Source organism: Pseudomonas sp. CAN1 (genome assembly GCF_030462585.1).
GTDB lineage: Bacteria > Pseudomonadota > Gammaproteobacteria > Pseudomonadales > Pseudomonadaceae > Pseudomonas.
In genome coordinates this window covers 45,320-56,578 of the sequence record NZ_JASMRU010000002.1, presented here as the reverse complement: position 1 = coordinate 56,578, position 11,259 = coordinate 45,320, and the positions used below count along the sequence as shown (strand labels likewise).

The following is an 11,259-nucleotide window of genomic DNA, read 5'->3' as shown; positions in this document are numbered from 1 at the left end:
CAATACAAGCCGCTTGGCAAAAGGTTCAGAATAAAATCGTGGCATTTAGCCAAATCCTTGATTAATCTCACGTTTGCGGCGGTGAAGCACCCCGGACGACCGACCCCATCCGGCGCGTCAGGGGTTTCCCGCGGCAACTTCTCCGGAGCCTCTCCATGCTGCGCTCCCTGCTGAGCGGGTCGTTCTGCCTGCTCGCCGTGCTACTCGGTTCTTCGCTTCTACTCCTGCTGGCCGAACCTCGCTCGCTGGATCAATACGCCGACGTTATCCTGGTCGCCCAGCTGTTCTCCGCCCTGCTCGGCAGCGCTGGCCTGTTTACCCTGCTGATCGCCTTCCTGCTGCGCCTGAGCGGCCGGACAGTTGCTGCCCTAGCACTGCTGGCGCCTGCCTTGGCGCTCTGCACCTGGCATCTCGTTCGCGCCCCACTCACCCAGGCATCACCCACGCCGGAGCAATACCAACTGCTGCTGGTCAGCTTGGCGGTCTATACGGTGGTTCTGGCGGCGATAGCGTGGATCGGCAGGCGAGACAACGCCTGGCGCAAGGCGCTGCGTTACCTGGGCTATGCGCTGCTACTGCCTTGGGGGCTAGGGATGGTCTACCTGGCGCGCCTGTACTAGCGCGGCAGGTCGCGCCACGTCAGGTAGACGCGCAGGTCGAACTCCAGCTGGTGATAGCCGGGCAGCATGTGCTCGCAGAGCTGGTAGAAGGCCTTGCTGTGGTCGCGCTCCTTCAGGTGCGCCAGCTCGTGGACGACGATCATCTGCAGGAACTCCGGTGCCGCTTCCTTGAACAGCGAGGCCACGCGGATTTCCTTCTTCGCCTTGAGCTTGCCGCCCTGCACGCGGGAAATCGCCGTATTCAGGCCCAGCGCGCGCTGCACCACGTCCAGCTTGTTGTCGTAGAGCACCTTGTCCACCGCTGGCGCAGTGCGCATGTACTGCTGCTTCAGGTCCATGGCGTAGCTGTACAGCGCCTTGTCGCTCTGTACATCGTGGCGGGCGGGATAGCGACGCTCCAGGTAGTCGCCGAGGCGATCCTGCTCGATGAGCTGGCGAACCTGGTCCTGGAGTTGCGGCGGATAGGCCTGGAGATAGCGAAGCGGCTGCATGGGGAACGACTGGCGGAAGAAACAGCCGCCAGTCTAACGCATTCCCTGCTCAGGCCAGAGCGCGGGTGCTGTAGGCCTCAGTGCGATAGGGGAAGGCAATTTCGCTGCGCCCCTTCAGCGCCGGGTGCGTGGCGATCAGCTCGTGCAGTTGCTCGGCGACGCGCTGCTTCTGCTCCTCGGGCAGCGCCGCGATAAAGCTCACCGACAGGGTACGCGCGACAATCACCTGCTCCGGCGGGCCGACGTGCTGGTAGCTGAACTCGCGCAGGCGCAGGTCCGCGAAGCGCGAGCCGGCAAAGGCACGGCGCCACTGACCGGTGTGGAAGCGCGGCGTGCTGCCTTCGTAGCGTTCGAGAATACGCGTGACCTGGGCGACCCAGTCGACGCGCTCATCGCGCACGTTCCAGACCAGCCCGAGATGACCGCCCGGACGCAGGACACGATGGATTTCCTCCAGCGCCGGCTCGTTGGCAAACCAGTGGAACGCCTGGGCGCAGGTCAGCGCGTCGATACTCTCCGCCACCAGCGGCATCGCCTGGGCCGTGCCCTGCAGGACTTTCACCGCCGGGAGCTTCTCGCTCAACTGCTCGCGCATCGCCGCTACCGGCTCGATGGCAGTCACCTGCGCGCCAGTCCGCAGCAGCAGGGAGGTGAACTTCCCGGTGCCCGCGCCGAGGTCGACGACCTCCTTGCCAGCCCCGACATCAAGCTCTTCGCCGAGCCAGCCCAGCAGCTCGTCCGGATAATCCGGGCGCCCATGGGCGTAGGCCTTGGCCTCGCGGGAGAAACCTTCCTGCGCACTGCCGTGTACATCCGTCATCGTGCCTCCAGAGCCCGTCCGGCCCGAGCACCAGTGCTCAGCGGAACCGGCAGGCCTTGCCGTCGAGAGTTGTCTTTCCATCCAGATAGCTACGGTAGCAGCTGAGCAGCCGCGCTTCCTTTATACGGCAGCGCTTCTGCCGGCATTCGCTGGAGAACTCGAAGCGGCCACCATCCGGGTCGGCCAGCTGGATACGGATCGCCGGCCAGCCCTTCTTCGGCGCCTTTTCCGGCGTGCTGAGCACGCGGTTCTCGTTCTCCACCAGGGCGGCACCGGCCTCGGCGTAATCGAAGACGAACAGCAGGGTGCGCGAGGTCTTCAGCGTGCACTCTTCGTGGGTCAGACAGTTCTGCGAGTCCACTGGCAGGTCCACCGGCGGCTTCGGCGACGGCGCCGCAGGCTGGGACGGGCGCAACGAACAGCCGGCAAGCAGCGTCAGCAGCAGGACGGAAAGCAAGGCACGCAGCATCGGCGATTTCCTTCTGGCAGATACGAAAGAGCCCCGCAGGGCGGGGCTCTTCAACTCTGCACTCTTCAGTAACAGAGCAGGAGAGGGCTCGGGATCAGTTGACCTTCGACACCAGCTCACCCTTGGCGTAACGCTGGAACATGCCTTCCAGGGAGATCGGCTTGATCTTCGAGGCATGGCCGGCGGTGCCGAAGGCTTCATAGCGGGCGATGCAGATATCACGCATGGCGACGATGGTCTTGGCGAAGAACTTGCGCGGGTCGAACTCGCTCGGCTGCTCGGCCATCATGCGGCGGATGGCACCGGTGGAGGCCAGGCGCAGGTCGGTGTCGATGTTGACCTTGCGCACGCCGTGCTTGATGCCTTCGACGATTTCCTCGACCGGCACGCCGTAGGTTTCCTTGATGTCGCCGCCGAACTCGTTGATCACCTTCAGCCACTCTTGCGGCACCGAGGAGGAGCCGTGCATCACCAGGTGGGTGTTGGGGATGCGCTTGTGGATTTCCTTGATGCGCTCGATGGAGAGCACGTCACCGGTCGGCGGCTTGGTGAACTTGTAGGCGCCGTGGCTGGTGCCGATGGCGATGGCCAGGGCGTCGACCTGGGTCTTCTTGACGAAGTCCGCGGCCTCTTCCGGGTCGGTCAGCAGTTGGCTGTGATCCAGCACGCCTTCCGCGCCAACGCCGTCTTCCTCGCCAGCCATGCCGGTTTCCAGGGAGCCCAGGCAGCCCAGTTCACCTTCCACGGAGACGCCGCAGGCGTGGGCGAAGGCAACGGTCTGTTGGGTAACGCGTACGTTGTAGTCGTAGTCGGCCGGGGTCTTGCCGTCTTCCTTCAGCGAGCCGTCCATCATGACCGAGGAGAAGCCCAGCTGGATGGAACGCTGGCAGACGTCAGGGCTGGTGCCGTGGTCCTGGTGCATGCACACCGGGATGTGCGGGAATTCTTCGATGGCCGCGAGGATCAGGTGGCGCAGGAAGGGCGCGCCGGCGTATTTGCGGGCACCAGCGGAGGCCTGCACGATCACCGGGGAATCGGTCTTGTCGGCCGCTTCCATGATGGCGCGCATCTGCTCGAGGTTGTTGACGTTGAAAGCCGGAACGCCGTAGCCGAACTCGGCGGCGTGGTCCAGCATTTGGCGCATGCTGATGAGTGCCATGGTCTTCGCTTCTCCCAGAAGTCAGGCTCGGTTACACGAGCCCCTTAACTACATGTTTGGAAGCCTGCCGCAGGGGCAGGCCGTGTTCAAGTCTTCCGGCACGGGCCGGACAGTCGGCGCTCAGGGCGCCTTGCAACCACGGCCGATCAGGTCGTTGCTCTCGACCCAGTAGACCAGGCCCTGGTCGCCTTTGATGCTCAAGCCGACCAGCCCGTCGCTATAGAAAGCGCCGGAGCCGCCGGGTTCCTCTTCCAGGTGGTGCACGACGTCGTCTTCGCCCAGCTTCAGGTCGACCACCGACTTGCTGGGATCGACATAACGCCAGCGCACCTCGGCCTTGCTGTCGCAGACCCAGTGGACCCAGCCGTCCGCCGCCGCGGACTTGCCGCCGCTCGACTGGCTGGAACAGCCCGCCACCAGCGCGAGCGCCAGGGCCGGGACGAGATAACGCAGCATCGGGCGATTCTCCTTCGGGCGGACGCGCCGCCGGATATCCAATGCGCCAGATTGCCCGTCCCGCCGCCGGAACGCCAGTGCCGCCTGCGCTCGGGCGCCGGCGGCAGTGTCAGATCGTGATCCCGACCGCCGGGCGCTGCCTCAGGGGCAGTTCACCGGTTTCTGGTCGGGCGTCGGATCGCCGCTGCTCTGGCTTTCCACCCGCTCGCGGTTCTGGTCCGAGGGGACCATGACCGCCGGCGGGCTCATCACTTCACAGGTACTGGGGGAACCACCGCTGCCGGTGCAACCCATCAGTACGAGGCAAAACGACAGCAGAGGGGTGACAGCTCGCATGACCGTTCTCCTTGGCATCCTTACAAGGTCTGTGACCCGGGGATGCCGCAGAGGTTTGCTTTACTGTCGCCCGCCTGCCGCGCGGATCAGGCCTTGGCGCGCTGCTCCAGCACTTCCACGGCCGGCAGGACCTTGCCCTCGACGAACTCGAGGAAGGCGCCACCACCGGTGGAAATGTAGGAGATCTGCTCGCCGATGCCGTACTTGTCGATCGCCGCCAGGGTGTCGCCACCGCCGGCGATGCTGAAGGCGGAGCCTTCGGCGATGGCCTTGGCCAGGGTCTTGGTGCCTTCGCCGAACTGGTCGAACTCGAACACGCCGACCGGACCGTTCCACAGGATGGTCTTGGAGGTCTTCAGCAGCTCGGCAAACTGGGCAGCGGTCTTCGGACCGATGTCCAGGATCATGTCGTCGTCGGCCACGTCAGCGATGTCCTTGACGGTGGCGACGGCAGTCTCGGCGAACTCCTTGGCAACCACCACGTCCACCGGCAGCGGCACGCTGACCTTGGCGGCGATGGCCTTGGCGGTATCGACCAGGTCGGCCTCGTACAGCGACTTGCCGACCTTGTAGCCCGCCGCAGCGAGGAAGGTGTTGGCGATGCCGCCGCCGACGATCAGCTGGTCGCAGATCAGCGCCAGGCTGTTGAGCACGTCGAGCTTGGTCGAGACCTTGGAGCCGGCGACGATGGCCGCCATCGGGCGTGCCGGGTTACCGAGGGCCTTGCCCAGGGCTTCCAGTTCGGCAGCCAGCAGCGGGCCGGCCGCTGCAACCTTGGCGAATTTGGCCACGCCGTGGGTCGAGCCCTCGGCGCGGTGGGCGGTGCCGAAGGCGTCCATGACGAACACGTCGCACAGGGCGGCGTATTGCTGGGCCAGTTCGTCGGCGTTCTTCTTCTCGCCCTTGTTGAAGCGCACGTTCTCGAACAGCACGACTTCACCCGGCTTCACTTCGACGCCGCCCAGGTAGTCCTTGACCAGCGGCACGGCGCGGCCGAGGGCCTTGGACAGGTAGTCGGCGACCGGCTGCAGGCTGTTCTCCTCGGAGAACTCGCCTTCGGTCGGGCGGCCCAGGTGCGAGCAGACCATCACCGCCGCGCCCTTCTCCAGGGCCAGCTTGATGGTCGGCAGCGAGGCCAGGATGCGCGCGTCGCTCTTGACCACACCGTCCTTCACCGGAACGTTGAGGTCTTCGCGGATCAGCACGCGCTTACCTTGGAGGTCGAGGTCGGTCATCTTCAACACGGTCATGACAGTCAGTCCTGTTGGGGCTGTTTTGATTAACGTTCGGTAGCGGCGACCCGCAGGAAATGCCCTGCGGTGTCGAGCATGCGGTTGGCGAACCCCCACTCGTTGTCGAACCAGGCCAGCACGTTCACCAGCCGGGGGCCGGAAACGCGGGTCTGGCTGCCATCGACGATGGCCGAGTGCGGGTCATGGTTGAAATCGCAGCTGGCGTGGGGCAGCTCGGTGTACGCCAGCAGGCCCTTCAGCGGGCCTTCGGTGGCGGCCTGGCGCAGCACGCGGTTGATCTCCTCGGCGGACGTATCGCGGGAGACCTGCAGGGTGATGTCCAGGGCCGAGACGTTCACCGTCGGCACCCGAATGGCTTTGGCCTGGATTCGTCCGGCGAGTTCCGGCAGCAGGCGCTCGATGCCACGCGCCAGACCAGTGGACACCGGGATCACCGACTGGAAGGCCGAGCGCGTGCGGCGCAGGTCTTCGTGGTGATAGGCGTCGATCACCGGCTGGTCGTTCATCGCCGAGTGGATGGTGGTGATCGAGACGTACTCGATACCCACCGCCTCGTTCAGCAGCTTGAGCAGCGGCACGCTGCAGTTGGTGGTGCAGGAGGCGTTGGACACCAGCGTCTCGGCGCCGGAGAGGCCCTGCTGGTTGATGCCGAAGACCACGGTGGCGTCGATGTCCGACTCGCTGGCCATCGGCTGCGAGAACAGCACCCGCGGCGCGCCGGCGCCAAGGAAGCGCTCGCCGTCGGCGCGGGTGTTGTAGACGCCGGAGCATTCCAGCACCAGGTCGATGTCCAGGGCGCGCCAGTCGATGGCCTCGGGTTCGGCTTCGCGGAACACCTTCACGCAGTCGCCGCCGACATGCAGGCAGCCGTCGGCCACGCTCACCTCGCCGGGGAAGCGGCCGTGGGTGGAGTCGAAGCGGGTCAGGTATTCCAGGCTGGCCAGGTCCGCCAGGTCGTTCAGCGCGACGATGGAGAAATCAGCCTTGGCGCCGCGTTCGTGCAGGGCACGGAACACGCAGCGGCCGATACGGCCGTAGCCGTTGAGGGCAACTCGGTAAGGGCGCTTGGACATTGTTATCCCTTGGTGTTCTGCATAGGAGCGGGCCTGCCCGTGAACCGAGCGAAGCGGTTCGCGAGCAAGCTCGCTCCTACAAGAGCCTCGATCAGGCTTCGAGCAGCTCGGCAGCGACTTCCAGCACGTTCTCGACGGTGAAGCCGAAGTGCTCGAACAGCGCCGGGGCCGGGGCCGACTCACCGAAGGTGGTCATGCCGATGACGCGGCCTTCCAGGCCGACGTACTTGTACCAGTAGTCGGCGTGGGCGGCTTCGATGGCGATGCGCGAGGCCACTTCAACCGGCAGCACGGCCTGCTTGTAGCCGGCGTCCTGCTGGTCGAAGACGCTGGTGGACGGCATGGAGACCACGCGCACCTTGCGGCCTTCGGCGCTGAGCTTGTCGAACGCCTGGACGGCCAGGCCGACTTCGGAGCCAGTGGCGATCAGGATCAGTTCCGGCTCGCCGTCGCAGTCCTTCAGCACATAGGCGCCACGGGCCACGTCGGCCAGCTGGGCGGCGTCGCGCGGCTGGTGCGGCAGGTTCTGGCGGCTGAAGATCAGCGCAGACGGGCCGTCGGCGCGCTCGATGGCGTACTTCCAGGCCACCGCGGATTCCACGGCGTCAGCCGGGCGCCAGGCGTCCAGGTTCGGCGTCAGGCGCAGGCTGGCCAGTTGCTCGATCGGCTGGTGGGTCGGGCCGTCTTCGCCCAGACCGATGGAGTCATGGGTGAACACGTAGAGCACGCGCTGCTTCATCAGGGCGGACATGCGCACGGCGTTGCGGGCGTATTCCATGAAGATCAGGAAGGTCGCGCCGTAGGGAATGAAGCCGCCGTGCAGGGCCACGCCGTTCATGATGGCGCTCATGCCGAACTCGCGTACGCCGTAGAACATGTAGTTGCCGTTGGCATCGTCGGCGGTCACGCCCTTGCAGCCCTTCCACAGGGTCAGGTTGGAACCGGCGAGGTCGGCGGAGCCGCCCAGCAGTTCCGGCAGCAGCGGGCCGAAGGCGTTCAGGGCGTTCTGGCTGGCCTTGCGGCTGGCAATGGTCTCGCCCTTGACGGCGACGTCGGCGACGTAGGCAGCGGCCTTCTCGGCGAAGTCGGCCGGCAGCTCACCGGCAACGCGACGCTCGAACTCGGCGGCGAGTTCCGGGTGCGCAGCCTGGTAGGCGGCGAAGCGCTTGTTCCACTCGGCTTCACGGGTGGCGCCGGTGTCCTTGGCGCTCCACTCGGCGTAGATGTCGGCCGGGACTTCGAACGGCGCGTGGTTCCAGCCCAGCGCGGCGCGGGTGGCAGCCACTTCGTCGACGCCCAGGGCGGCGCCGTGGCTTTCTTCCTTGCCCTGCTTGTTCGGCGAGCCGAAGCCGATGATGGTCTTGCAGCAGATCAGGGTCGGCACGTCGCTCTTGCGGGCGGTCTCGATGGCGGTCCTGATCTCGTCGGCGTCATGCCCGTCGACGTTGCGGATCACCTGCCAGCCGTAGGCTTCGAAGCGCTTGGGAGTGTCGTCGGTGAACCAGCCATGGACTTCGCCATCGATGGAGATGCCGTTGTCGTCGTAGAAGGCGATCAGCTTGTTCAGGCGCAGGGTGCCGGCCAGCGAAGCGACTTCATGGGAGATGCCCTCCATCATGCAGCCGTCGCCCAGGAAGGCGTAGGTGTAGTGGTCGACGATGCTGTGGCCGGCGCGGTTGAACTGCGCGGCGAGGACCTTCTCGGCCAGCGCCATGCCCACGGCGTTGGCGATGCCCTGGCCCAGCGGACCGGTGGTGGTTTCGATGCCGGCTGTGTAGCCGTACTCCGGGTGGCCCGGGGTGCGCGAATGCATCTGACGGAAGTTCTTCAGGTCATCGACGGTGACGTCGTAGCCGGTCAGGTGCAGCAGCGAGTAGATCAGCATCGAGCCGTGGCCGTTGGACAGCACGAAGCGGTCACGGTCAGCCCACTGCGGGTTGCTCGGGTTGTGCTTGAGGAAGTCGCGCCAGAGGACTTCGGCGATATCCGCCATGCCCATGGGGGCGCCGGGATGGCCGCTGTTGGCTTTCTGCACGGCATCCATGCTCAGTGCGCGGATGGCGTTGGCTCGCTCACGACGGCTGGGCATCGCTAATCTCCTGCGGGGGCTGCTTCGAAAGATCGAAGGGAATGAAAAAAGGCCGTTATTTTCGCCCAGCCGGGGCCTGTGGGGCAATGACAGATCGGCAGATGCCTGATGCAAGGCACGCGCGGAAGTGGTCCGGCTGGTCAAAAACCGCTCATCCGCCAATATCAAAACTTTTTGATACAGCTATTGCCCCCCCCGAAAGCCGCGACTAGACTGCGCGACCTATGAGTCTGCGCCTGCCCGAAATCCGCCACGACGATTGCGACCAGCTGGCTGCCCTGTGCAAGGCCGGCGGCGATCCGCTGCGGCTGAACGTCCTGCGGGTGCTGGCCAACGATTCGTTCGGCGTGCTGGAACTGGCGCATATCTTCGGCGTGCGTCAGTCGGGCATGAGCCACCACCTCAAGGTGCTGGCCCAGGCCGGCTTGGTCGCCACCCGCCGCGAAGGCAACGCGATCTTCTATCGCCGCGCCCTGCCCCAGGGCGAAAGCCTGGGTGGCACGCTGCACGGTGCGCTGCTCGAAGAAGTGGACGAACTGGCGCTGGCCGCTGACGTCAGCGCCCGCGTCGATGGCGTGCACGCCCAGCGTGCCGCCGTCAGCCGTGACTTCTTTGCCCGCAGCGCGGAGAAGTTCCAGGCGACCCAGGACCTGATCGCAGGACTGCCGCAATACCGCGAAAGCGTGCTGGCGCTGCTCGATGCACTGAGCTTCGCCCCCGGCGCCACGGCGTTGGAAGTAGGCCCCGGCGACGGTGGATTCCTCCCCGAGCTGGCCCGGCGTTTCGCTCAGGTGACCGCGCTGGACAACAGCCAGACCATGCTCGACATGGCTCGCCAGCGCTGCGCCAGCGAAGGCTTGAACAACGTCCGGCTGCGGCTGGGCGACGCCCTGCAGGACGTCGACGACGCGGCCGACTGCGTGGTGCTGAACATGGTGCTGCACCACTTCGCCGCACCGGCGGAGGCCGTGAAGCAGCTGGCCCACCTGGTCAAACCCGGTGGCAGCCTGCTGGTGACCGAACTCTGCAGCCACGACCAGAGCTGGGCCCGCGAGGCCTGCGGTGATCTCTGGCTGGGGTTCGAACAGGAAGACCTGGCCCTCTGGGCCGACGCCGCCGGGCTCGCGTCCGGCGAAAGTGTGTACATCGGTTTACGTAATGGCTTTCAGATCCAGGTACGGCATTTCGCCAAGCCGGATTCGCGAAGCGTCCTCACCCACCGGTAATTGAACAGGAACCGTTAGATGAGCGAATACTCAGTTTTCACCTCCGAATCCGTCTCCGAAGGCCATCCGGACAAGATCGCGGACCAGATCTCCGATGCGGTGCTTGACGCCATCATCGCCAAGGACAAGCACGCCCGCGTGGCCGTGGAAACCCTGGTCAAGACTGGCGTCGCCATCGTTGCCGGCGAAGTCACCACCAGCGCCTGGGTCGACCTGGAGCAGATCGTCCGTGACGTGATCTGCGACATCGGCTACACCAGCTCCGACGTCGGCTTCGACGGCGCCACCTGCGGCGTGATGAACATCATCGGCAAGCAGTCCCCGGACATCAACCAGGGCGTCGACCGTGCCAAGCCGGAAGACCAGGGCGCTGGCGACCAGGGCCTGATGTTCGGCTACGCCAGCAACGAAACCGACGTGCTGATGCCGGCGCCGATCCGCTTCTCCCACGCCCTGGTCGAGCGCCAGGCCGAGGCACGCAAGTCCAACCTGCTGACCTGGCTGCGCCCGGACGCCAAGAGCCAGGTCACCTGCCGCTATGAAGGCGGCAAGGTGGTCGGCATCGACGCCGTGGTGCTGTCCACCCAGCACAACCCGGAAGTGTCGCTGGCCGACCTGCGCGAAGGCGTGATGGAGCTGATCATCAAGCACGCCCTGCCGGCCGAGCTGCTGCACAAGGACACCCAGTTCCACATCAACCCGACCGGCAACTTCGTGATCGGCGGCCCGGTGGGCGACTGCGGCCTGACCGGCCGCAAGATCATCGTCGACTCCTACGGCGGCATGGCCCGTCACGGCGGCGGCGCGTTCTCCGGCAAGGACCCATCCAAGGTCGACCGTTCCGCCGCCTACGCCGGCCGCTACGTGGCCAAGAACATCGTTGCCGCCGGCCTGGCCGAGCGCTGCGAGATCCAGGTGTCCTACGCCATCGGCGTGGCCCTGCCGACCTCCATCTCGATCAACACCTTCGGTACCGGCAAGATCAGCGATGACAAGATCATCCAGCTGGTCCGCGAGCACTTCGACCTGCGTCCGTACGCGATCACCAAGATGCTCGACCTGCTGCACCCGATGTACCAGCAGACCGCGGCCTACGGCCACTTCGGTCGCAACCCGTTCGAAATGACCTACGGTGACGACACCTTCACCGCCTTCACCTGGGAGCGCACCGACAAGGCTGCCGCCCTGCGTGACGCCGCCGGCCTGTAAGACCCGGTAGCAGGAAAAAGCCCCGCATTGGCGGGGCTTTTTCGTTTCTGCGACACGA

At 65.7% G+C, this 11,259-nt stretch carries 12 protein-coding genes; 3 read left to right on the top strand and 9 right to left on the bottom strand.

The features are described 5' to 3' along the window. Nucleotides 1-155 precede the first annotated feature (155 nt). Nucleotides 156-620 (top strand): hypothetical protein, encoded by a 465-nt coding sequence (locus tag QO207_RS03230; RefSeq protein ID WP_301531149.1) that lies wholly within the window; start codon nucleotides 156-158, stop codon nucleotides 618-620. Here the strand turns inward: QO207_RS03230 and QO207_RS03225 are convergent. From QO207_RS03225 to tkt, 9 genes are all read right to left on the bottom strand, one after another. After that, on the bottom strand, nucleotides 617-1,111 hold the full coding sequence (locus tag QO207_RS03225) for a M48 family metallopeptidase (protein ID WP_301531148.1): 495 nt from the start codon (nucleotides 1,109-1,111) through the stop codon (nucleotides 617-619). The genes QO207_RS03230 and QO207_RS03225 overlap by 4 nt on opposite strands. A gap of 49 nt (nucleotides 1,112-1,160) precedes the next feature. Then, nucleotides 1,161-1,931 (bottom strand): class I SAM-dependent methyltransferase, encoded by a 771-nt coding sequence (locus QO207_RS03220; RefSeq protein WP_301531147.1) that lies wholly within the window; start codon nucleotides 1,929-1,931, stop codon nucleotides 1,161-1,163. A gap of 37 nt (nucleotides 1,932-1,968) precedes the next feature. Continuing rightward, a complete protein-coding gene (locus tag QO207_RS03215; RefSeq protein ID WP_301531146.1) occupies nucleotides 1,969-2,400 on the bottom strand; it encodes a hypothetical protein in 432 nt (143 codons plus the stop codon). Between the two features lie 94 nt (nucleotides 2,401-2,494). Continuing rightward, the gene (fba, locus tag QO207_RS03210) at nucleotides 2,495-3,559 is read right to left on the bottom strand and encodes a class II fructose-bisphosphate aldolase (RefSeq protein ID WP_253448102.1); all 1,065 of its coding nucleotides are present in this window, start codon (nucleotides 3,557-3,559) and stop codon (nucleotides 2,495-2,497) included. 120 nt (nucleotides 3,560-3,679) lie between these two features. Further along, nucleotides 3,680-4,015: an MliC family protein gene (locus tag QO207_RS03205; RefSeq protein ID WP_301531145.1), complete on the bottom strand. Its 336-nt coding sequence runs from the start codon at nucleotides 4,013-4,015 to the stop codon at nucleotides 3,680-3,682. Between the two features lie 141 nt (nucleotides 4,016-4,156). Then, on the bottom strand, nucleotides 4,157-4,351 hold the full coding sequence (locus QO207_RS03200) for a hypothetical protein (RefSeq protein WP_301531144.1): 195 nt from the start codon (nucleotides 4,349-4,351) through the stop codon (nucleotides 4,157-4,159). A gap of 86 nt (nucleotides 4,352-4,437) precedes the next feature. Further along, a complete protein-coding gene (locus QO207_RS03195; protein WP_301531143.1) occupies nucleotides 4,438-5,601 on the bottom strand; it encodes a phosphoglycerate kinase in 1,164 nt (387 codons plus the stop codon). Nucleotides 5,602-5,630: 29 nt separating this feature from the next. Beyond that, nucleotides 5,631-6,677, bottom strand: a complete 1,047-nt coding sequence (epd, locus tag QO207_RS03190) for an erythrose-4-phosphate dehydrogenase (RefSeq protein WP_301531142.1) — start codon at nucleotides 6,675-6,677, stop codon at nucleotides 5,631-5,633. A gap of 91 nt (nucleotides 6,678-6,768) precedes the next feature. Further along, nucleotides 6,769-8,766, bottom strand: coding sequence for a transketolase (gene tkt / locus QO207_RS03185; protein WP_301531141.1), 1,998 nt, complete (start codon nucleotides 8,764-8,766; stop codon nucleotides 6,769-6,771). Between the two features lie 224 nt (nucleotides 8,767-8,990). Here tkt and QO207_RS03180 point away from each other — a divergent pair, with 224 nt between their 5' ends. Both QO207_RS03180 and metK read left to right on the top strand, forming a co-directional pair. Beyond that, complete coding sequence (locus QO207_RS03180; RefSeq protein WP_301531140.1) at nucleotides 8,991-9,992, top strand: metalloregulator ArsR/SmtB family transcription factor; 1,002 nt, start codon at nucleotides 8,991-8,993, stop codon at nucleotides 9,990-9,992. 18 nt (nucleotides 9,993-10,010) lie between these two features. Then, the gene (gene metK, locus QO207_RS03175) at nucleotides 10,011-11,201 is read left to right on the top strand and encodes a methionine adenosyltransferase (RefSeq protein ID WP_301531139.1); all 1,191 of its coding nucleotides are present in this window, start codon (nucleotides 10,011-10,013) and stop codon (nucleotides 11,199-11,201) included. The last annotated feature ends 58 nt before the right edge of the window (nucleotides 11,202-11,259 follow it).

What these genes read in the sequence shown, in the direction of transcription:
- QO207_RS03230 (WP_301531149.1), top strand. Translation starts at nt 156, where the DNA reads ATGCTGCGCTCCCTGCTGAGCGGGTCGTTCTGCCTGCTCGCCGTGCTA.
- QO207_RS03225 (WP_301531148.1), bottom strand. Translation starts at nt 1,111, where the DNA reads ATGCAGCCGCTTCGCTATCTCCAGGCCTATCCGCCGCAACTCCAGGAC.
- QO207_RS03220 (WP_301531147.1), bottom strand. Translation starts at nt 1,931, where the DNA reads ATGACGGATGTACACGGCAGTGCGCAGGAAGGTTTCTCCCGCGAGGCC.
- QO207_RS03215 (WP_301531146.1), bottom strand. Translation starts at nt 2,400, where the DNA reads ATGCTGCGTGCCTTGCTTTCCGTCCTGCTGCTGACGCTGCTTGCCGGC.
- fba (WP_253448102.1), bottom strand. Translation starts at nt 3,559, where the DNA reads ATGGCACTCATCAGCATGCGCCAAATGCTGGACCACGCCGCCGAGTTC.
- QO207_RS03205 (WP_301531145.1), bottom strand. Translation starts at nt 4,015, where the DNA reads ATGCTGCGTTATCTCGTCCCGGCCCTGGCGCTCGCGCTGGTGGCGGGC.
- QO207_RS03200 (WP_301531144.1), bottom strand. Translation starts at nt 4,351, where the DNA reads ATGCGAGCTGTCACCCCTCTGCTGTCGTTTTGCCTCGTACTGATGGGT.
- QO207_RS03195 (WP_301531143.1), bottom strand. Translation starts at nt 5,601, where the DNA reads ATGACCGTGTTGAAGATGACCGACCTCGACCTCCAAGGTAAGCGCGTG.
- epd (WP_301531142.1), bottom strand. Translation starts at nt 6,677, where the DNA reads ATGTCCAAGCGCCCTTACCGAGTTGCCCTCAACGGCTACGGCCGTATC.
- tkt (WP_301531141.1), bottom strand. Translation starts at nt 8,766, where the DNA reads ATGCCCAGCCGTCGTGAGCGAGCCAACGCCATCCGCGCACTGAGCATG.
- QO207_RS03180 (WP_301531140.1), top strand. Translation starts at nt 8,991, where the DNA reads ATGAGTCTGCGCCTGCCCGAAATCCGCCACGACGATTGCGACCAGCTG.
- metK (WP_301531139.1), top strand. Translation starts at nt 10,011, where the DNA reads ATGAGCGAATACTCAGTTTTCACCTCCGAATCCGTCTCCGAAGGCCAT.